This is a genomic window from Dickeya undicola, assembly GCF_000784735.1.
Taxonomy (GTDB): Bacteria; Pseudomonadota; Gammaproteobacteria; order Enterobacterales; family Enterobacteriaceae; genus Dickeya; species Dickeya undicola.
In genome coordinates, this window is the sequence record NZ_JSYG01000004.1 from 488,981 (window position 1) to 508,288 (window position 19,308).

At 53.1% G+C, this 19,308-nt stretch carries 20 protein-coding genes, 1 tRNA gene and 1 pseudogene; 14 read left to right on the forward strand and 8 right to left on the reverse strand.

Annotated features, from left to right (window positions below):
- Position 1 precedes the first annotated feature (1 nt).
- Together ppx and OB87_RS03005 are read left to right on the forward strand one after the other, a co-directional pair.
- A complete protein-coding gene (ppx, locus tag OB87_RS02995) occupies positions 2-1,531 on the forward strand; it encodes an exopolyphosphatase (protein ID WP_033567922.1) in 1,530 nt (509 codons plus the stop codon).
- 657 nt (positions 1,532-2,188) lie between these two features.
- Complete coding sequence (locus OB87_RS03005; RefSeq protein ID WP_033567924.1) at positions 2,189-2,455, forward strand: DksA/TraR family C4-type zinc finger protein; 267 nt, start codon at positions 2,189-2,191, stop codon at positions 2,453-2,455.
- 48 nt (positions 2,456-2,503) lie between these two features.
- On the opposite strand, the gene OB87_RS03010 is transcribed toward OB87_RS03005, so the two are convergent.
- Complete coding sequence (locus OB87_RS03010; protein ID WP_033567925.1) at positions 2,504-2,932, reverse strand: universal stress protein; 429 nt, start codon at positions 2,930-2,932, stop codon at positions 2,504-2,506.
- Between the two features lie 213 nt (positions 2,933-3,145).
- Here OB87_RS03010 and OB87_RS03015 point away from each other — a divergent pair, with 213 nt between their 5' ends.
- Positions 3,146-3,508, forward strand: coding sequence for a DUF4186 domain-containing protein (locus OB87_RS03015; RefSeq protein ID WP_033567926.1), 363 nt, complete (start codon positions 3,146-3,148; stop codon positions 3,506-3,508).
- Positions 3,509-3,521: 13 nt separating this feature from the next.
- Here the strand turns inward: OB87_RS03015 and OB87_RS03020 are convergent, their stop codons facing one another.
- Both OB87_RS03020 and OB87_RS03025 read right to left on the reverse strand, forming a co-directional pair.
- On the reverse strand, positions 3,522-4,046 hold the full coding sequence (locus OB87_RS03020; protein ID WP_033567927.1) for an isochorismatase family protein: 525 nt from the start codon (positions 4,044-4,046) through the stop codon (positions 3,522-3,524).
- A gap of 155 nt (positions 4,047-4,201) precedes the next feature.
- A tRNA-Ser gene (locus OB87_RS03025) sits at positions 4,202-4,289 on the reverse strand.
- 246 nt (positions 4,290-4,535) lie between these two features.
- On the opposite strand from OB87_RS03025, the gene yccA reads away from it, so the two are divergent.
- Together yccA and tusE are read left to right on the forward strand one after the other, a co-directional pair.
- Positions 4,536-5,192 (forward strand): FtsH protease modulator YccA, encoded by a 657-nt coding sequence (gene yccA / locus OB87_RS03030; RefSeq protein ID WP_033567928.1) that lies wholly within the window; start codon positions 4,536-4,538, stop codon positions 5,190-5,192.
- Between the two features lie 173 nt (positions 5,193-5,365).
- Positions 5,366-5,695 carry a sulfurtransferase TusE gene (gene tusE / locus OB87_RS03035; protein WP_033567929.1) on the forward strand — a complete coding sequence of 110 codons (330 nt, stop codon included), beginning with the start codon at positions 5,366-5,368 and terminating at the stop codon, positions 5,693-5,695.
- Positions 5,696-5,710: 15 nt separating this feature from the next.
- Here tusE and yccX read toward each other — a convergent pair whose 3' ends face one another.
- A complete protein-coding gene (yccX, locus tag OB87_RS03040) occupies positions 5,711-5,989 on the reverse strand; it encodes an acylphosphatase (RefSeq protein WP_200884263.1) in 279 nt (92 codons plus the stop codon).
- A 204-nt stretch (positions 5,990-6,193) separates the two neighbouring features.
- On the opposite strand from yccX, the gene hspQ reads away from it, so the two are divergent.
- Positions 6,194-6,502 (forward strand): heat shock protein HspQ, encoded by a 309-nt coding sequence (gene hspQ, locus OB87_RS03045; protein ID WP_033567931.1) that lies wholly within the window; start codon positions 6,194-6,196, stop codon positions 6,500-6,502.
- Positions 6,503-6,571: 69 nt separating this feature from the next.
- Here hspQ and OB87_RS03050 read toward each other — a convergent pair whose 3' ends face one another.
- Positions 6,572-6,985 carry a CoA-binding protein gene (locus tag OB87_RS03050; RefSeq protein WP_033567932.1) on the reverse strand — a complete coding sequence of 138 codons (414 nt, stop codon included), beginning with the start codon at positions 6,983-6,985 and terminating at the stop codon, positions 6,572-6,574.
- Between the two features lie 253 nt (positions 6,986-7,238).
- Here OB87_RS03050 and OB87_RS03055 point away from each other — a divergent pair, with 253 nt between their 5' ends.
- Positions 7,239-7,886 (forward strand): DUF2057 family protein, encoded by a 648-nt coding sequence (locus OB87_RS03055; RefSeq protein WP_033567933.1) that lies wholly within the window; start codon positions 7,239-7,241, stop codon positions 7,884-7,886.
- A 127-nt stretch (positions 7,887-8,013) separates the two neighbouring features.
- The gene (locus tag OB87_RS03060; protein ID WP_033567934.1) at positions 8,014-8,472 is read left to right on the forward strand and encodes a methylglyoxal synthase; all 459 of its coding nucleotides are present in this window, start codon (positions 8,014-8,016) and stop codon (positions 8,470-8,472) included.
- A gap of 64 nt (positions 8,473-8,536) precedes the next feature.
- Here OB87_RS03060 and helD read toward each other — a convergent pair whose 3' ends face one another.
- The gene (gene helD, locus OB87_RS03065; RefSeq protein WP_033567935.1) at positions 8,537-10,594 is read right to left on the reverse strand and encodes a DNA helicase IV; all 2,058 of its coding nucleotides are present in this window, start codon (positions 10,592-10,594) and stop codon (positions 8,537-8,539) included.
- 153 nt (positions 10,595-10,747) lie between these two features.
- Here helD and OB87_RS03070 point away from each other — a divergent pair, with 153 nt between their 5' ends.
- Complete coding sequence (locus OB87_RS03070) at positions 10,748-11,194, forward strand: YccF domain-containing protein (protein ID WP_033567936.1); 447 nt, start codon at positions 10,748-10,750, stop codon at positions 11,192-11,194.
- 18 nt (positions 11,195-11,212) lie between these two features.
- Positions 11,213-13,381 carry a YccS family putative transporter gene (gene yccS, locus OB87_RS03075; RefSeq protein WP_033567937.1) on the forward strand — a complete coding sequence of 723 codons (2,169 nt, stop codon included), beginning with the start codon at positions 11,213-11,215 and terminating at the stop codon, positions 13,379-13,381.
- On the opposite strand, the gene OB87_RS03080 is transcribed toward yccS, so the two are convergent.
- Positions 13,378-14,007 (reverse strand): TfoX/Sxy family DNA transformation protein, encoded by a 630-nt coding sequence (locus OB87_RS03080; RefSeq protein ID WP_033567938.1) that lies wholly within the window; start codon positions 14,005-14,007, stop codon positions 13,378-13,380. The two genes, yccS and OB87_RS03080, sit on opposite strands and share 4 nt — an antisense overlap.
- A gap of 219 nt (positions 14,008-14,226) precedes the next feature.
- Here OB87_RS03080 and sulA point away from each other — a divergent pair, with 219 nt between their 5' ends.
- Together sulA and ompA are read left to right on the forward strand one after the other, a co-directional pair.
- Positions 14,227-14,721 (forward strand): SOS-induced cell division inhibitor SulA, encoded by a 495-nt coding sequence (gene sulA / locus OB87_RS03085; RefSeq protein ID WP_033567939.1) that lies wholly within the window; start codon positions 14,227-14,229, stop codon positions 14,719-14,721.
- Between the two features lie 363 nt (positions 14,722-15,084).
- Complete coding sequence (ompA, locus tag OB87_RS03090; protein ID WP_033567940.1) at positions 15,085-16,149, forward strand: porin OmpA; 1,065 nt, start codon at positions 15,085-15,087, stop codon at positions 16,147-16,149.
- A gap of 368 nt (positions 16,150-16,517) precedes the next feature.
- Here the strand turns inward: ompA and OB87_RS03095 are convergent, their stop codons facing one another.
- A complete protein-coding gene (locus OB87_RS03095; protein ID WP_033567941.1) occupies positions 16,518-17,480 on the reverse strand; it encodes an aldo/keto reductase in 963 nt (320 codons plus the stop codon).
- A gap of 254 nt (positions 17,481-17,734) precedes the next feature.
- Here OB87_RS03095 and OB87_RS03100 point away from each other — a divergent pair, with 254 nt between their 5' ends.
- Together OB87_RS03100 and OB87_RS19620 are read left to right on the forward strand one after the other, a co-directional pair.
- The gene (locus OB87_RS03100; protein ID WP_033567942.1) at positions 17,735-18,916 is read left to right on the forward strand and encodes a NupC/NupG family nucleoside CNT transporter; all 1,182 of its coding nucleotides are present in this window, start codon (positions 17,735-17,737) and stop codon (positions 18,914-18,916) included.
- Between the two features lie 210 nt (positions 18,917-19,126).
- Positions 19,127-19,308, forward strand: a pseudogene (locus OB87_RS19620) (multidrug transporter subunit MdtA); the annotation flags it as partial.

Genomic DNA, 19,308 nt, shown 5'->3' on the forward strand with positions numbered 1-19,308 from the left:
AATGCCTTTAACGAATCACAATACCGAGCAACCCCAGGAATTCGCCGCTATCGACCTGGGGTCAAACAGTTTCCACATGGTCGTTGCCCGCGTCGTCAATGGCGCACTGCAGGTACTGAGCCGTTTGAAACAACGCGTGCATTTGGCCGATGGGCTGGACAGCCAGAACCGGCTGAGTGAGGAATCCATCCAGCGCGGGCTGAGCTGTCTGGCGCTGTTTGCCGAGCGACTGCAGGGCTTTCCTGCTACTAACGTGTCGATTGTGGGTACTCATGCCTTGCGGCAAGCGGTCAACGCGCAGGATTTTCTGCGCCGCGCGGCCAGGATTATCCCCTACCCGATCGAGATCATCTCCGGCCATGAAGAAGCCCGTCTGATCTTCATGGGGGTGGAACACACCCAACCGGAAAAAGGCCGTAAGCTGGTGATCGACATCGGCGGCGGCTCCACCGAACTGGTGATCGGCGAGGACTTCGAACCTATGCTGGTGGAAAGCCGCCGCATGGGTTGCGTCAGCTTCGCCCAGCAGTTTTTCCCCAACGGCGAAATCAGCGAAGTCAATTTCCGGCGCGCCCGGCTGGCGGCCGCTCAGAAACTGGAAACCCTGGCGTGGGAATACCGTATTTACGGTTGGGACTACGCATTAGGCGCTTCCGGCACCATCAAGGCCACGTGTGAGATTTTGGTGGCGATGGGGGAAAAAGATGGGTTGATCACCCCGGAACGGCTGGAAATGCTGCGCGAACGCATCCTGCAATTCAAAAACTTCCGGGCGGTCAGCCTGCCTGGCCTGACTGAAGATCGTCAGAGCGTGCTAGTGCCAGGCTTCGCCATCCTGTGCGGCGTGTTTGACGCGCTTGCGATCAAGGAACTCCGCCTGTCGGATGGTGCGCTGCGCGAAGGGGTGTTGTACGAAATGGAGGGCCGCTTCCGCCATCAGGATATCCGTATCCGTACCGCGCAAAGTCTGGCCAGCCACTACAATATCGACCGGGAGCAGGCTAAGCGTGTGCGAGAAACCGCGGAACAGCTTTACGCCCAATGGGCGCAGCAGAATCCCTCACTGGTGCACCCACAACTGGAAGCGCTGCTGAAATGGTCGGCCATGCTGCATGAGGTAGGGTTGAGCATCAATCATAGCGGTATGCATCGCCATTCGGCCTATATTCTGCAAAACACCAACTTGCCGGGCTTCAATCAAGAGCAGCAGCAGTTGCTGGCTCTGACGGTGCGGCTGCACCGCAAGGCCGTCAAGCTGGAAGAGTTGCCGCGCTTCAACCTGTTCAAAAAGAAGCAGTATCTGCCGATGGTGCAACTGTTGCGCCTCGCCACGCTGCTGAATAACCAGCGTCAGGCGACCACCACGCCGAAAACGTTGCGCCTTATCGCCAGCGAAACGGCGTGGACGCTGATCTTTCCGAACGGGTTCTTCAACCAGAACATGCTGGTTCAGCTTGATCTGGAACGAGAACAGCAATATTGGGAAGACGTTAGCGGCTGGAAATTGGACATCGAAGAAGAGCCCGTCTGATGGTTTCCAGGTCGGCAGCGCCTCCGGGTTTGCTGTCCGACCTGTTATTACGGTGCACTTGCTTTTTTCCGTGACGTAATTCACATAATCACCATCAACCGCACGTCTGGCTACCCCACTCCACGCTTTTCCCCCCACTCACATTGACCATCCATCCGGCTTGTGCCTAAATAAAATACAGCGAATATCCGCGATAACAGGAGAACCCAACGTCATGTCCACCATTATCCATAAACGGCGCATAGCCCTTCGTCAGCGACGACGATCCGGTACGCGCATAGCCCGTACTGTACTGATGATTAGTTTTATTATTCTGTTTGGTCGTTTTGCCTATTCCGCCATCGGCGCTTTTCTCCATCACCAGAACACACAGCCACAACGTGTCGAACAACCTGTCGCCTCTGTGAGTGTGACAACCCCCCAACGCGAATAGCATCTAATAGATGCCGTTGATGTCGTGACGAATGATGCAAGCTATTGCACCCGGTGCCGTAGCGGGATGATGTTGTGCTTTTTACCCCCCGCACGTTCCTCTCGCCATTTCATGCCATACTCAAAATGAAAATGCGGTTTCATGCTGCATGGGTTTTTCGGTTTTATACTGACAGTCGGTTTTATATTCACAATTGATTTTATATTCACAATAAGAGGTGCGTCATGGCCAGTGGTTGGTCTGGTGACGGTGCAGTGCAGGAGCAAATCGACGCGACGGTGGATGATGCCATTGCCCGCGCCCGTAGCCTGCTGCATCAGGGCGACAGTGCAGAGTATTGCGAGGAATGCGGCGAAGTTATTCCGCAGGCGCGCCGTCTGGCATTACCGGGGGTTTGCTTTTGCGTGCAGTGTCAGGAAAAGCGGGATAAGAAGCAGGCCGTCAACAGCGGTTATAACCGACGCGGCAGCAAAGACAGCCAGTTACGTTGAAAGACGAGGCCGCCAATATCAGCATGACGCCGGGCCTCGCCAGTCGGTTTACCTCACCACCAGCACCGATGTCTGAGCATGGCGGACAATCGCCGCAGCGTTCGACCCCAGCAAGTAGGTCTTCACATTGGGACGGCGCGAACCAATCACGATCAAATCAGCCTCAATTTCCTGAGCCAGCTCCAGCACTTCATCGCGCGGAATGCCAAAACTGATACTGTGAGAGAGCTTATCCGCCGGTAAATCAATGGTTTTCATTAAGGTATGCAGCTTCTCATCCGCTTTGATCACCGCCTCATTCTCAAACTCCTTGATACCAAACGAGTACGCCGACATAAACGCCGAAGCGTCAGGCAGCGCATGAAACAGGTGGACGGTAGCGCCGGAAAGCCTGGCCAGCGCCACGGCATGTGACAATGCCTTTTGGGTCAACGCTTCTTCGTCAATATCCACGGGTACTAAAATGGTTTTGTACATCACATCATGCCCCCTTGAGTTAGCCGCCTTCTACTGAAAGCGTAGTCCCGTTTGCGGCCACACGATGTCGTTTTTGAGGTATTTGTGAAACGACGCCGGATTTACGTCTTAACATTACCATTACAATACAACCGGTTATCCTATGAGCCTTGCCCTCACTTGGCGTCAGGAGTAGTCTTGGCCCACTCAAACCATTCTCTACAGATTTCGGGCATGACAACACTTGATGCGCTGTTTTCCCGGCTGTCACGCTCCCGTTTCCGCCAGCGTTTTCATCTGGGCACCAAAGAGCGCGACTATTGCTTCACCAAGGGCAAAGCGCTGATTGCGTCTCACGCCACCGACTTTATTGCCCAACGGCTGGCACCGGCGGAACCCGTTAATGACGGCAAACAAACCCCAATGCGCGGCCATCCGGTGTTTATCGCCCAGCACGCCACCGCAACCTGCTGCCGAGGCTGCCTGGAGAAATGGCATCGCATTGAACAGCACCGCCCGCTGAGTGATGACGAACAGCGCTATGTCGTCGAGGTAATTCTGCGCTGGCTTGAAAACGATCTGCTTCGTTCAGCTTAATTAAGCATAAGTATCAGGCCGCAGATAGCCACTCGCGCAGGATAGCGTCGGTGTCCTCCACCCGCAGTGAATTGCCGGGAATGATGAAATCGCGCCAGACGTCATTATGCTGGGCAATCAATTGCACTGCGCTAACCACCCGACGGTCCGCCGTGGTATGAGCATCGCCGACTACCGTCTGGGCATAGCCACGGCTGGCGGCATTTTTGATGGTAGCGTCGACACAATAATCGGTAGCACAGCCACATACGGTGAAATGCCGAACATCAAGACGGTTCAACGTGTCTGCCAGTTCGGTGCGATAAAATGCGTCACAGGCGGTTTTGGTAACCGATATCGCGTTCGCAGGGCGGTGCAGCGAGGGCAATAATTGCCAGGCTTCGCTGCCGGGCGGCATGTCAGCGTCCGCGTGCTGAATAAAAATGGTCTGATCTGCCACATCAATCAACCGATTGATGCGCTCAACCACGACGTCCTGCTGATAACGCGGCGTAGCAAACACCCCGTTCTGCATATCAACAACGATTAACACCCGCACGTTTTTCTCCAGAACCCATAGCGCAAAGCACTATCATACTGCGTCACCGGGCAGGCTGGCATAACGACATGAGTGAAAATGGGAAGCAGAGTCGAAGACTGAGATATCGGCATAAACGAAAACGGGCCAGCATAATGCTGACCCGTTAAGAATTTTGGCGGAGGAGTAGAGATTCGAACTCTAGAACGCTTTCGCGTCGCCGGTTTTCAAGACCGGTGCCTTCAACCACTCGGCCACTCCTCCGCAACGACGCGAACTATAAACAGTGTGTCGGATATTGTAAAGCAGCACATCGCTCAATCGCCTGAAAAACAGGCAGCAATCGATCGAAAGCGTACAAAATCGCCATCAGGCTCAAATTTTGATCGTCAATGGCGTGCTTTTATTGTCAACAGCGTAAAGAAGGGTAAAACGGCTTTAATAACACAATGCAACTACTTAGTCTCATTGAAGACAACAATGGCCCCCTTAACAGAGAGAGTCGTTATTATGGACCGCATTATTACCTCTACCACTCGCGAGCAATCGCTGCTCAGTACCCACAAGGTACTTCGTAATACCTATTTCCTGCTGTCGCTGACGCTGGGTTTCTCTGCTGTCACCGCCACCCTCAGCACAGTGTTGGGCCTGCCGTCCCCAGGTCTGATCCTGACGCTGGTCGGCTTTTACGGCCTGATGTTCCTGACATACCGTCTGGCAGATCGTCCAGCGGGTATTCTGGCTGCGTTCGCATTGACCGGCTTTATGGGTTATACCCTCGGTCCATTGCTGAGCACGCTGATCGCGGCCGGTGCCAGTGACATTATCATGCTAGCGCTGGGCGGCACGGCATTGGTGTTCTTCTGCTGCTCCGCCTATGTACTGACCACCCGCAAGGACATGTCTTTCCTGTCCGGTATGCTGATGGCTGGCTTTGTGGTGCTGCTGGTAGCGACGATTGCCAACCTGTTCCTGAATCTGCCAGGATTGCATCTTGCCATTAGCGCGATGTTCATCCTGTTCTGTGCCGGAGCGATTCTGTGGGAAACCAGCAACATCGTTCACGGTGGCGAAACCAACTACATTCGTGCGACCGTCAGCCTGTATGTTTCCATCTACAACCTGTTTGTCAGCCTGCTGAGCCTGTTGGGGATGTCTCGCGACTAATCGGGTATCAACGCCAATCCAACACCAGTCAGACAAGGCACCTTCGGGTGCCTTGTCATTTGTTGCCGCGCATTCAAACAGCACTACGTTTCAAACCAGCGTCTTGCGCTCTCTTCTGTGTGCACGGCAAAGTTTGCTAGACTACGCCCGTTTTCACGTGATACCGAGGCAATATGTTAGTGTTTGAAGACCGGGTTATCGATACCGATGCCCAGGGATATCTGAAAGACAGCAGCGACTGGCAGGAAAGTATGGCCCCTGTGCTGGCGGAACAGGAAGGCATCACGCTCACCGATGCACACTGGGAAGTCGTGCGTTTTGTCAGAGCGTTTTACATCGAATTCAATACTTCACCCGCCATCCGTATGCTGGTTAAAGCCATGGCTCAGAAATACGGTGAGGAGAAAGGCAACAGTCGCTATCTCTACCGTCTGTTTCCCAAAGGTCCGGCCAAACAGGCGACCAAAATTGCCGGGCTGCCGAAACCGGTGAAATGCATCTGAATATTCAGGTGTGGGTCAATAGCGAATGGTAAAATCGCGTTCATCGGTGGCGGAGTGCGGCTCCATCAGCACCTTATCCACCCGTGCATGACGCGGCCCTCCTTGCTTCAACCAAGCCACCAGTTGCTCTACGGCATACGCCTCGCCGCTGGCGACGACTTCCACGCTGCCGTCATCGCAATTTCTGACGTAGCCACGTACACCCAACTGACGAGCCTGCAGTTGGGTGTGATAACGAAATCCCACCCCTTGCACCATGCCGTAAACCCAGACAATCACGGATACCGTCGACATCATCGCCCCCCTCAGTCGCCAGCGAATACAGTGTAAAAACACATCAGAGTTAACGCATTTTTACCACCATTCAGCCTATTATTAATACAGTAAAGAAACTGACTGGCTAAGCCTTCCTGATGAAGATCGTCACCCACCTGACGACTTGAAAACCACACACAGCCCCCCCATTTAGGGTACGTAACACGTTTCTCGGGAGGTCATATGATTAACTGTAAATTCACCATCGGACAGCAGATTCGTCATAAGCTATTGGGATACCCCGGTGTCGTCATTGATATTGATCCTGAATACTCCCTTGAGCAACCAAAGTGGGAAGAGCTTGCGGTCAATGACACCTTACGAACAGCCCCCTGGTATCACGTGGTGATGGAAGATGAAGAGGGTCGACCAATTCATACCTATCTGGCAGAAGAGCAACTGGTCAATGAAGATCCCAACCCTTCCGAGCATCCATCGCTGGATGAATTGGCTGCCACGATCCGACGCCGCGCCCCGCGCCTGTTGCACTGATATGTCATGATTGCGGCACATGTTTATTGCCGCCAGTGTTATTCCCCACCGGGAAGCGAGGAGTACCGCTTATTTTTCCAACCCCAGGCGAGGAATTTCAATTTTCGGACAACGATCCATCACTACCGTCAGTCCCGCGTCATGCGCCAGCACTGCTGCGGCTTCATTGATAACACCAATTTGCAGCCACAATACCCGCGCACCGATAGCAATTGCGGCTTGCGCGACTTCAAATGCAGCATCTGGCTGGCGAAAGACATCAACCATATCAACCGGTTCCTGAATATCGTTCAGTGATGCATAAGCGGTTTGCCCCAGTAGGGTTTGCCCTGCCAAACGTGGGCTAACCGGAATCACCCGATATCCTTGTCCGAGGAGATAAGCCATCACCCCATAACTGGGGCGCGAAGGGTTTTCGCTGGCCCCGACCAGTGCAATGGTTTTCACCTGATTCAATACCGCTTTAATATCGCTGTCTTGCATGGTTGCCTCCGTGACCGTTAAACCGACAACCCCCGTTCTCAGACATGATGCCGAAAGCCAGAGTGCTGTCTGTTATCAGTGTAACGCAGAATACCCGTGCCGATACGCCGCACCAGCAAAATCCATAAGCGGGTTCACTACACGTATCAGACTCATCGCCACGCATTAATAACCAAATATTTCATTTTTAAAATTTTGACACATTCTGTGCATTACTGAACAATATGGCGATCCGAACCGTAATGAGGCATGTATGAAAACACTTCCCGCTATCGCCGCCACACTGTGGTTGCTTACGCTCAGTTCTCTGGCGATGGCGACGACGTTGAAACTCAGGCCTGATATTGAGTTGATGATGATCGATGGGAAAAAAGTCTCCGGTTCGCTGCTTAACGGCGCAGACAGTCTGGAACTGGAAAAGGGTTCACATCAAATCGTATTCCAGGCGCTGCGAACGGTTGGGCCATCAGTTGGATCAAAACAGACTTATCGCTCGCCCGGTCTGATTGCCGTCTTCGACACACAAAGCCTCAACGAAGTGTCCATCCGCCTTCCAGACCTGGAAAATCCGAATGCGCAGCGGGATTTCAGCCAGTCACCCGATTACCAACTGGTGAACAGTAAAAATCAGCCTATCCCGATCCGTACCGATGTGTTGCGCGTTGGTGAGGTGGAATTGTCCAGTGAAATCGAAAAACGCATGGCTGACTACAACCGTTCAGGTCAATCAGCCGCAGTTATCACCTTTGTACAACAATCCCCTGCCAAGGCTCCTGCCATGACCAACGCGCCAGCCAATCCGCTGGATCCGCTCGGCATCATGCAGTATTGGTTTCAGCAAGCCGACAAAGGAACGCGCCAGCGATTTCTGGAGTGGGCGAAAGAAAGAGAAGCCCAATAAGTATGCTGATTTTACAGACAAAAAGCGCTGTTTTTGGAAAGATGCTCGCATTTTTTCAGTCTGCCGCTTTTCACTGAAACCGTGTTTCCGTAATCTGTAAAAACTATACTGTTCGAAGGATGTCGCCATGGAGTACACCACCCGCACAATCGAGGTGCATAAGCACATCGCACTGGTTGCGCACGATCACTGTAAAGAATCATTGCTGGCATGGGTTAGCGCGAACAAAACCCAACTGGCAGAGCACCATTTATATGCTACCGGCACCACCGGCAACCTGATTCAACTGCACACCGGCCTGCCGGTCAGAAGTATGTTAAGTGGGCCGATGGGGGGTGATCAGCAGGTGGGTGCCCTGATCTCCGAGGAGAAAATCGACATGTTGATTTTTTTCTGGGATCCGCTGAACGCTGTGCCGCATGACCCCGATGTCAAAGCGTTGTTGCGCCTGGCAACCGTGTGGAATATTCCTGTCGCCACCAACCGCTCCACCGCTGACTTCCTGATCAACTCTACCCTGTTCCGCCAGCCGGTTTCCGTCACGATTCCAGATTATCAGCGCTATCTTCAGGGTCGCCTGAAGTAACCACCGTTTTTACGTCAGACCTGGCCGGTCACCCGGCCAGTCTTTCCCACCCGAAGAGAAACCGTCAGCCCGGTTTGCGTTGTATCGGTACACCCAACTGATGCAAGTCATCCACAAACACCGAGGGTTCATCACGATCGTATAGCAGCCACACCTGATGCTTCGCTCGGGTCAACGCCACGTATAACAATCGGCGCTCTTCCGCATCAGGAAAAGGTTCCGGCCGCGGCAACAACACCGCTTCCAGCACAGATTCACGCGGTGGTGCGGGGAAACCGTCACGCCCTTCATGCAGCCCCAGCACAATGACATAATCTGCCTGCTGCCCCTTGCTGGCATGAATGGTCATGAAATCAAGATGCAAGTGCGGCCAGCGAGTCCGCGCCTTTTCCAGCACATCAGGCCGCAAATGGTGGTAACGCGCCAGCACCAGAATGCGCGCTTCTGCTGTCACATACCCGCTCATCTTGTCCAGCAAGGCGTCGAGCTGTTCCTGCGGCAACAACACCACCGATTTTTTATTGCCGTCTCGCAAGCTGTTGAGTGCTTTTTTCAGTTGAGCCGGATTTTGTTGAATGAAGCGACTGGCAATATCCCCAATGCGGTGATTAAAACGGTAAGTGGTATCCAGCACGCACTGTGCGCCTTCGCCAAAGTGCTGTTCAAATGCCGTGGTGAGCGTCAACTCAGCGCCACTGAAGCGATAGATCGCCTGCCAGTCATCCCCCACCGCAAACAGACTGCTATCGGGCACCTGCCGTCGTAGTGCCTCCAACAAGCGGGCGCGCTGGGGGGAGATATCCTGAAACTCGTCAACCAGAATATGCCGCCACGGACTGACAAAACGGCCTTTATCCAGACAGACGATAGCCTGATGAATCAGGCCAGAGAAATCCACGGCACCTTCGTCTTTCAGCGCTTTTTTCCAGGCCTTCAGCAGTGGTGCCATTAACCGCAACCGCTGCTGAAACAACGGGCGCGTTTCGTCGTCAGCCAGCGCCAGCATGTCGTTCTGGGTGCCACCGTGCATCCGCATCAGCCCCAGCCACCGCTCCAGCCGACCAGCCAACCGTGACGCAATCGCCACATCCTGCCAAAAATTCCCCTCTGGCAGCGTCCACTCCAGCTCTTCGGTCAGCCACTGTCGCCATCCTTTCGCCTGGGTTTTCTTTTCGTCACATTGCTGCTGCCAGTGCTGGATCAGAAAGGCGCGTCGATGCGCACCGTCGGTTTCCAACTGGCTGATCGCTGGAACTTTACGACTACACTGCTGAATGATATGGAGTGCTAACGCATGAAAGGTTTTGGCCTGCACCTCGTCATTATGCAACCGCTCACGGATACGACCGTTCATTTCATCCGCCGCCTGCCGACCAAACGCCAGCAGCAGGATCTGCTGTGCTGACGCCTCAGCCCGATGCAGCAACCAGGCAGCACGCGCCACCAGTACCGACGTTTTACCGCTACCAGCACCGGCCAGCACCAACACAGCGTTTTCACCATTCACCACCGCCTGGCACTGGCTGAGGTTCAACGGCGAACTTTCCACGGTATCGAAGAACGTTTTCTGCTCGGTCAGGGTCGTCTCCGTCCAGCGCTGGTTAGCGTACTGGCGCAAAGCGTCCCCCTGCTCTAGCCAGCGCAGACAACGCTGGTAGTTGTCCCGGCAATGTTCAAACTCGTCCAGCCGCACCAGCGGCAACGGCAGTGCAGCGAACCTCGTCCGGATATCCTGCTGCACGCGCGTCAGCGTCTGACGACTGAACCAGCTATCCGCCGTTTCTTGTGCTGCAATCGCATCCACCAGCTGCTGTAATACGTCTTTGCAGACGTCGCTCATCTCCTGGCTCCAGCTCTGCCAGGACTTGAACAGATGCCGAAAAAACAGCTGTGTCTCCTGCCACTCAGTACCGTGCAGGCGCACCACCTTGTTTTCCGGCAACTCGAATTCCAGTTCGCCCCAGATCAACCCTTTCTTGCAGCGAATCGCCAGCAACTGATTAAATGGAATGAGATATTCATGCCGCTCACCGCTGACATTGACACCAGCATTCAGCAATTGCACACGGTTGTAGGGATGCTGCGCCAGATGTTTACCCAACGCGGTCGATTTCAGTTCCATGAGCCCTGCGCCATTTTCAGAAGAAATGTTCAAAGTTGTAGTGTAACCGCTATCTGACGTCGCGCTCTAGCCAGAAAAACACGTTAGAATAACCCGGCTAATAATGTGATAATTCTTTTCCCATCATAGGGTTTGACCGAGGGTAGTCATATCATGCGAGCTGTACTGAATATCTTGAATTTCGTGCTGGGCGGTTTTTTCACAACACTCGCCTGGCTGCTGGCTACCGTCGTCAGTATTGTGCTGGTATTTACCCTGCCGCTCACACGCTCATGCTGGGAAATAACCAAGCTCTCTTTGCTGCCATACGGCAATGAAGCCATCCATGTCGACGAGCTACGGCCGGAGCAAAAAAGTTCGCTGCTCAACGCTGGCGGCACTCTGCTGAATATATTCTGGTTGATCGTTTTCGGCTGGTGGCTGTGCCTGTCGCATATTGTCAGCGGCATCGCCCAGTGCCTGACTATCATCGGCATTCCAGTTGGGATCGCCAATTTCAAGATTGCCGTCATCGCCCTCTGTCCAGTGGGGCGTCGCGTAGTGTCGGTAGAAGAAGCGCAAGCCGCCAGAGAAGCCAACGCCCGTCGGCGTTATCAGTAACCGAAACGGACCATCATCGTGCAACTGAGCGTTTCGACCAGCCTGCGTCGAGTCATCTACAACAGCAGTTGGCTGTATAACCTGCGGATCCTGATCGCTCTCAGCGGTGTGGCGATCTTACCCTGGTGGCTGGGTGTGCCCACCAGCACCATCCCCCTGACGCTGGGTGTAGTAGCCGCCGCCCTGACCGATCTCGATGATCGGTTGTCCGGCCGTCTGTTTAATCTGCTGATTACGCTGGCCTGCTTTCTGGTCGCCTCGGTGTCGATCGAACTGCTCTACCCGTACCCCTGGTTATTTATCGTCGGCCTGGCGATCTCGACCTGGAGCTTTATTCTGCTGGGCTCGCTGGGGCAACGCTACGCCACCATCGCTTTCGGCGCGTTGCTGATCGCCATCTATACCATGCTGGGCATTTCGCTTTACAGCGACTGGTATCAGCAACCGTTTCTGCTGCTGCTGGGCGCGTTGTGGTATAACCTGCTGACATTGCTCGGCCACCTGCTGTTCCCTATTCGACCGCTACAGGACAACCTGGCCCGCTGCTACCAGCAACTGGCTCACTATCTGGAAACCAAGTCCAACCTATTCGACCCCGATATCGACGACACCGATCAGCCGTTGATCGACGTAGCGATGGCCAACGGTCAGTTAGTTGATACGCTCAATCAGACCAAAGCCTCCTTGCTGACACGGCTGCGCGGTGATCGTGGTCAGCGCGGCACCCGACGCACACTGCACTATTATTTTGTCGCGCAAGATATCCACGAGCGAGCCAGCTCGGCGCATATCCAGTATGAGCAACTGCGCCACACGCTGCGCTACAGCGATGTGCCGTTTCGATTCCAGCGCTTGCTGTTCATGTTGTCTCGCGCCTGCCTGCAAGTGTCACAGTCCATTTTGCTACAGCAAAAATACCGGCATGATTACCGTATCGAACGCGCCTTCTCACATCTGGACGCCGCTATCGACAGGCTGGCTTCTCAGGGCGTGGAAACCTTATCCATCAAGGCATTACGTCATCTTCTCAATAACTTACGAGCAATTGACGCCCAACTAATCAATATTCAGTCCGAACAGACGCTCGAACGCCATAATCACCATCTTCCGGCAGAAAATCGGCTATCTGACGATAAAATCGCTGGCTGGAGCGATATCCGGTTACGTCTCAACCGTCATCTTACGCCACAGTCGGCGCTGTTCCGTCACGCAGTACGCATGTCACTGGTTCTGTGCATCGGGTACGCCATTATTCAATTGACCGGTTTGCACCACGGCTACTGGATCCTGCTGACCAGCCTGTTTGTCTGCCAGCCGAACTACAACGCCACGCGACGGCGTCTGGCGCTGCGTATTGTCGGGACACTCGGCGGCGTGCTGATCGGTGTGCCACTGTTGTATATTGTTCCGTCGTTGGAAGGGCAACTGGCGCTGATTGTCATCAGCGGCGTACTGTTCTTCGCGTTCCGCACCGTGCAGTATGCGCAGGCCACGCTGTTTATCACCTTGCTGGTATTGATGTGTTTTAATCTGCTGGGCGAAGGACTGGAAGTTGCCATTCCCCGAGTGGTCGATACGTTGCTGGGCTGTGGCATTGCCTGGGCAGCGGTTAGCTTTATCTGGCCGGACTGGAAATTTCGCGGTCTGCCTGCGGTGATCAACAAGGCCATGAACAATAATTGCCGTTACCTTGACGCTATCATGGTTCAGTATCATCAGGGCAAAGACAACGGGCTTCCTTACCGGATTGCCCGCCGCGACGCCCATAACAGCGATGCTGAATTGGCTTCGGTGGTGTCCAATATGTCCGCCGAACCACATGCCCGGCCGAACACGCTGGAGAATGCTTTCAGATTGATGTGCCTCAATCACACCCTCTTGGGGTATATCTCCACGCTGGGTGCGCACCGCGAGCACATCCAGTCAACCGACACCCTACAGTTATTAAATGATGCCGTTTGCTATGTTGATGACGCCCTGCATCAGGGCAACGGCGACCAGGCCGCACTGGACAAGGAACTGGAAATGCTGAAAAGCCGCATCCATGCCCAGTCACCAGAGCAGGACAGTAAAGAACAGTTGGTATTGCAACAGGTTAACCTCATCATTGGCCTACTGCCGGAACTGACACTGCTAAAAAACCAGATGATCGCCGAAGAGAATCGGCCGCAAGAGCCCGTGCACTAATTAAGCCGGGGAGGCCTGAAATCACGCGGGCGCGTACTCTCGAACCATTCAATCAACTCGCTGCGCATACCTTGAGGTAGCGCAGCCTGATGAACACCGCAAATGGCACCGGCCAGCGCCAGCAAAACATTCACGCTCAAATTCTGGCTGACCGACCGCAGTTTAAGGTAGCTGATTTTTGCCCCGAGCCGGTGCAACTCATCGATATTTCTAATCCCCACTTTCCAGAGCAGCCGCTCTAGATCATGATTGATATTTGGCAGGTCTTTCAATCTGATGCACCGTTTTTTGGTGGCTTTATCCTGTCGGGCTCCCTGAAGCGATTGCGATGCCAGCTCCAGCAATCTCGGTTCATCCCGCCAGAGCACCTCGCCCACCAAATAATAATTAAGTGATACCGGCAGCCCACGTTTGGTATAAATCAGTTTGGGCGTCAGTCGATCAAGGAAAAAGTCCTCGTTATCCTGCGCCGCACGCAAATAGAGTTCTCCGCTGGAAACAAGCGCAAAAATTACGCCGTCCGCTGCAATGCTGTAACCGCCGAACTGAGATCGGGATAAGATATTTCCCAGTGGAGCAAACACCGCTTTTGCCTGCAAAATCCTTTTATCACATAGTCCTTTCATTACTTCTTCCTTGTATTGAACGTTTTTTCCTGTTCACCAGAGACATCCATAACTGGAACAATTAATTAAACACAGCAAAACGGCGTCTTCAAATACAAAAAATGTTATGCAGCCAACGACATAATGATTATGCGAAGCGCTTTCAGAAATTCCGGTTGATCTTTGTTCACACAAAAGATACTGTACACCCATACAGTAATGCTGTGAGGTAAAGAAATCATGCGCACTCAAACCATCCGTTCTCGCCCTGTCTGCCACTCGTCGCACCTGAGCCATAACGCGATGCAGAAAACCGCCTCCAGCGGGTTCATCAGCGAAATTGTTTATGGTGGTGATCACCCCATGTTGACGCCGCTGTTGCTTCCTCTATTACAGCAGTTGGGGGCGCAGTCGCGCTGGTTACTTTGGCTGTCTCCACAGCAGAAACTCAGCCGTTTATGGCTACAACAGGCAGGACTGCCGCTGGAAAAAATGATTGAATTGCATCGCATCAACCCGGTATCAACCGTTGATGCAATGGAGAAAGCATTGCTGACGGGTAATTACAGTGCCGTATTGTGCTGGCTGCCAAATGAGTTGAATAATGAACAAAAAATGCGGTTACAAATAGCGGCACAGCATGGAAATACCTATGGATTTATTATGCGTCCAGAGGAAAAAACAATCACAGGACCATTTTCTACACTAAAAATTCATTCCAGATTGTATCACTGAATGAATATTAGGAGTTTTCTTACAGGGATGTCGCAGGCTACCTATAATCCCCGGAATACGGGTGTCTGAGGTGTTATTGCAAAGTGTTAATATCAAGAGAGATCAGGTTAATCTGACAAAATCGTCCATTATTTGTTAGTAATTATGTACGAACAGCTGTTTTTCTTATGACGCCTGTCACATCATACTTGTAACTTTCTCACCACGTTGTAGACTTTAGCTCGCTGGAGTTGCCCTTTCATAACGTCAGTTCACTGGCAGCACGTAATTAGACCAAGGGCAATATCTCCGAGAAAGGATTTTAACCAAAGGCAAATTAACGTTCAGAGTTAATGGCCGATTTGGATGATAATGAGGCGTAAAATGAAAAAAACAGCTATCGCGATTGCAGTGGCACTGGCTGGCTTTGCTACCGTAGCACAAGCCGCACCGAACGATAACACCTGGTATGCAGGTGGTAAACTGGGTTGGTCCCAGTACCACGATACCGCCCTGACTGGCAATGGTTACGATGTGACCAACGCAGCGCAGAGCCAACTGGGTGCTGGTGCATTCGGTGGTTATCAAGCTAACCCGTACCTGGGTTTTGAAATGGGCTACGACTGGCTGGGCCGTATGAAGTATAACGGCGGCAACCAGGGCAGCTTCAAAGCTCAAGGCATTCAGCTGGCAGCAAAACTGAGCTATCCGATCGTTGACGATCTGGACGTTTATACCCGTCTGGGTGGTTTTGTATGGCGCGCAGATAGCCATGACAATTCTGGCCTGAACGACCACGACACCGGCGTTTCTCCGCTGGCTGCTGTAGGTGTTGAGTACGCTATCACCAAAAACTGGGCAACTCGTCTGGACTACCAGTGGGTTAGCAACATTGGTGATGCCTCCACCGTTGGTGGTCGTCCGGACAATGGCCTGCTGAGCGTAGGTGTTTCTTACCGTTTCGGTCAGGAAACTGCTGCTCCGGCTCCGGCTCCGGTTGCTGCTCCGGCCCCGACTCCGGCTCCGGCTCCGGTTGTTCAGACCAAACGTTTCACTCTGAAGTCTGACGTACTGTTCAACTTCAACAAAGCAACCCTGAAACCGGAAGGTCAGCGTTCTCTGGACCAGCTGTACTCTCAGCTGAGCACTCTGGATCCGAAAGATGGCTCCGTAGTGGTTCTGGGCTTCACCGACCGTCTGGGTTCCGACCAGTACAACCAGACTCTGTCCACCAAACGTGCACAGACTGTTGTTGATTACCTGGTTCACAAAGGTATCCCGGCTAACAAGATCTCTGCTCGTGGTATGGGCAAAGCTAACCCGGTTAGCGGTTCTACCTGCACCAGCGTGAAAGCTCGTGCTGCACTGATCGATTGCCTGGCACCGGATCGTCGCGTAGAGATCGAAGTGAAAGGCATCAAAGACGTAGTAACTCAGCCTCAGGCTTAATCGCCGCTGAGACGACGTTTATAAGAGGTGAAGTAATCTCATAAGATTACGGCTACTTCCATTAAAAACAGCTTCTGTTTCGCAGAGGCTGTTTTTTTATTTCTTCCAGTAAAACGTCCGATCAAGAACCTTTTCTATCCGTAGCGTAGATTTCGCTCAACGAGCCCTGTGGACTGCCCCACCTAATATGACGACGCAGCAAATCACCAGGAACCGGCGAGAGAAGTGACTGGGGTGAGCAGCCACGCATCTGGAAACTGGGCTATCACTCACCCCGCTGGCATGGCGGACAGGATATATCGTTATCCAGCGGGCTATCAGCGATAGCGGTTTGATAGTTAACCACTATCGCGACCGATGACGACCGATCAAGCACTTGCCGTATTCAGCAGAGCAATGTCCTGAGGCGTTAACGTCAGCCGGGTGGCGCTGGCCAGTTCCGCCACCTGTTCGACCGAGGTGGCACTGACTATCGGCGATGTCACACCAGGCCGGGCAATCAGCCACGCCAGCGCCACCTGGCCCGGCGTGGTACGGTGCGCCTCGGCCACCTGATCAAGAGCCTCAAGAATCGCCAGACCGCGCGGATTGAGATAACGTTCCACCACGCCCTGACCACGCGCGCTTTTTGCAGCATCGGCAGCTGAGCGGTACTTGCCAGACAAAAAGCCGCTCGCTAGCGAATAATACCCAATCACGCCCAGCCCGTTGGCCTTCACCACCGGCTCTAACGTGGTTTCATAGTGCTGGCGATCGTACAAATTGTATTCCGGTTGCAGGGTTTCATAACGTGCCAGGTGGTTATCCTTGCTGACCTGCAACGCCTGCGCCAGACGTTCGCCTTCATAATTGGATGCACCGATGGCGCGGACCTTGCCTTCACGGATCAGCGCATCGAACGCCGACAGTGTTTCTTCCAGCGGAGTGCTTTTATCATCATCATGGGATTGATACAGGTCGATGTAGTCGGTCTGCAAACGACGCAATGAATCCTCCACTGCCCGGCGGATGTAGGCAGCCGATAACCCATGCCGATCACCCCCCATATCCTTGCCCACTTTGGTGGCGATAATGACCCGATCACGGTTTCCACGCTGTTTCAGCCAATTGCCAATTATCGTTTCCGATTCACCGCCCTGATTGCCTGGAGCCCAGGTCGAATACACATCTGCGGTATCAATGAAGTACAGTCCTTGCTCAAGCAAGGCATCCAGCACCCGAAACGAGGCTGACTCGTCAATAGTCCAGCCAAACACGTTGCCGCCAAAAGTCAGCAACGGCACCCGAATTCCTGAATGTCCCAGTTCTCGTAATGCGTCAGACGCAGGCATTGTCATCTCCTTGTGTTGTTTCCCAGCCCGGCGAGGTTGCCGACGGGGAATCTTCATCACAGCATTTTCTGGTCAGACATGATGAAATTACCCTGACATCACCCAGACAGAAGTGAATGCTATGAGACCCACGCTTTAGTTTAGGTTATTTTCCGCGATATAATCTCGCTTTTGCGCCTTACGTCTCATTTTAAGCGCAAACGTTACATAAAATGACGACCAAAAATCGGCCCCTATCATAATTTGGAGCAAACATGTCCAACATTCTGCAATTTATTCTGGCGCTGCTTGTTGTCGCCGGCCTGTCACTACTGGTGTGCCGCGATCGCAAGAGCATTCGCGTTAGGTATATTGTTCAACTTTTAGTCATTGAAATTCTGCTCGCCTATTTCTTCCTTTATTCCAGCGCAGGTTTGGGTTTCGTTAAAGGCTTTGCAAGTCTGTTTGACAAGCTGCTCGGTTTCGCTGGCGAAGGCACCACCTTCGTCTTCGGTAATATCGGCAACAACAGCTTCGTATTCTTCCTGAAAGTCCTGTGCCCGATCGTGTTTATTTCCGCACTGATCGGTATTTTGCAGCACATCAAGGTCCTGCCGTTCATCATCCGTCTGATCGGGACCATCCTGTCCAAAGTCAACGGCATGGGCAAACTGGAGTCTTTCAACGCCGTCAGCTCGCTGATTCTGGGCCAGTCTGAAAACTTTATCGCTTATAAAGACATTCTGGGCCAGATGTCCGAGAAGCGGATGTACACCATGGCTGCTACCGCCATGTCTACCGTGTCCATGTCGATCGTCGGTGCCTATATGTCAATGCTGGACGCCAAATACGTTGTAGCGGCGCTGGTGCTTAACATGTTCAGTACCTTTATCGTGCTGTCGCTCATCAACCCCTACGACACCAACGAAGAGAAAGAACTGCATCTGAACAACCTGCACGAAGGTCAGAGCTTCTTTGAAATGCTGGGTGAGTACATTCTGGCTGGCTTCAAGGTTGCGGTGATCGTTGCGGCCATGCTGATCGGCTTTATTGCCCTGATAGCCGCTATTAATGCCCTGTTCAGCGCAGTATTCGGCCTGAGCTTCCAGGAAATCCTGGGTTACGTGTTCTATCCGCTCGCCTGGGTGATGGGCATTCCGAAAGCTGAAGCGTTGCAGGTCGGCAGTATTATGGCGACCAAATTGGTATCCAACGAATTCGTTGCCATGATGGAACTGCAAAAAGTGGCGGGTCAACTGTCGCCGCGCAGCGTGGGCATTCTGTCAGTCTTCCTGGTTTCTTTTGCCAACTTCTCATCGATTGGCATCGTTGCTGGGGCGATCAAAGGGCTGAACGAAGCTCAGGGCAACACGGTTTCCCGCTTCGGTCTGAAACTGGTGTATGGTTCTACGCTGGTCAGCCTGCTGTCTGCCGCTATTGCTGGTCTGGTGCTGTAATCCACGCGTCTTGCTAATGACATTACGCTGACATATTGCTGTTATCTCCCCGGCGCTCACCACGCCGGGGAGTCTTTTCTACAAACCCTGACATATCTTCCATATTTCCTCCATTTTTGTCCTCCGTTCGCTGTTTAAACTAGTATCATAATATTCAGTGTTTCATGGGCTTATCTTGGCCTGTGCTGATTGGAGGTTCCTTCCATAGCTATGAACGCCACACGCTTATTTCGTTTTCTGATACTGGCTGTTGTTATTGCCGCCATTTTTTTCGCCTGGCGTTATCTCCATCCATCACAATCAGAACCTGCCAACGGAGCCACCACACAGCAAACCGACCATCAGGGGCAAGGGCAGAGCCGAAGCGGCGGGCGTCGCGGCGGCTCCAGCGC

Excerpts from the sequence above, each read along its gene's own strand:
- ppx (WP_033567922.1), top strand. The coding sequence starts at position 2 with ATGCCTTTAACGAATCACAATACCGAGCAACCCCAGGAATTCGCCGCT.
- OB87_RS03005 (WP_033567924.1), top strand. The coding sequence starts at position 2,189 with ATGGCCAGTGGTTGGTCTGGTGACGGTGCAGTGCAGGAGCAAATCGAC.
- OB87_RS03010 (WP_033567925.1), bottom strand. The coding sequence starts at position 2,932 with ATGTACAAAACCATTTTAGTACCCGTGGATATTGACGAAGAAGCGTTG.
- OB87_RS03015 (WP_033567926.1), top strand. The coding sequence starts at position 3,146 with ATGACAACACTTGATGCGCTGTTTTCCCGGCTGTCACGCTCCCGTTTC.
- yccA (WP_033567928.1), top strand. The coding sequence starts at position 4,536 with ATGGACCGCATTATTACCTCTACCACTCGCGAGCAATCGCTGCTCAGT.
- tusE (WP_033567929.1), top strand. The coding sequence starts at position 5,366 with ATGTTAGTGTTTGAAGACCGGGTTATCGATACCGATGCCCAGGGATAT.
- yccX (WP_200884263.1), bottom strand. The coding sequence starts at position 5,989 with ATGTCGACGGTATCCGTGATTGTCTGGGTTTACGGCATGGTGCAAGGG.
- hspQ (WP_033567931.1), top strand. The coding sequence starts at position 6,194 with ATGATTAACTGTAAATTCACCATCGGACAGCAGATTCGTCATAAGCTA.
- OB87_RS03050 (WP_033567932.1), bottom strand. The coding sequence starts at position 6,985 with ATGCAAGACAGCGATATTAAAGCGGTATTGAATCAGGTGAAAACCATT.
- OB87_RS03055 (WP_033567933.1), top strand. The coding sequence starts at position 7,239 with ATGAAAACACTTCCCGCTATCGCCGCCACACTGTGGTTGCTTACGCTC.
- OB87_RS03060 (WP_033567934.1), top strand. The coding sequence starts at position 8,014 with ATGGAGTACACCACCCGCACAATCGAGGTGCATAAGCACATCGCACTG.
- helD (WP_033567935.1), bottom strand. The coding sequence starts at position 10,594 with ATGGAACTGAAATCGACCGCGTTGGGTAAACATCTGGCGCAGCATCCC.
- OB87_RS03070 (WP_033567936.1), top strand. The coding sequence starts at position 10,748 with ATGCGAGCTGTACTGAATATCTTGAATTTCGTGCTGGGCGGTTTTTTC.
- OB87_RS03080 (WP_033567938.1), bottom strand. The coding sequence starts at position 14,007 with ATGAAAGGACTATGTGATAAAAGGATTTTGCAGGCAAAAGCGGTGTTT.
- sulA (WP_033567939.1), top strand. The coding sequence starts at position 14,227 with ATGCGCACTCAAACCATCCGTTCTCGCCCTGTCTGCCACTCGTCGCAC.
- ompA (WP_033567940.1), top strand. The coding sequence starts at position 15,085 with ATGAAAAAAACAGCTATCGCGATTGCAGTGGCACTGGCTGGCTTTGCT.
- OB87_RS03095 (WP_033567941.1), bottom strand. The coding sequence starts at position 17,480 with ATGCCTGCGTCTGACGCATTACGAGAACTGGGACATTCAGGAATTCGG.
- OB87_RS03100 (WP_033567942.1), top strand. The coding sequence starts at position 17,735 with ATGTCCAACATTCTGCAATTTATTCTGGCGCTGCTTGTTGTCGCCGGC.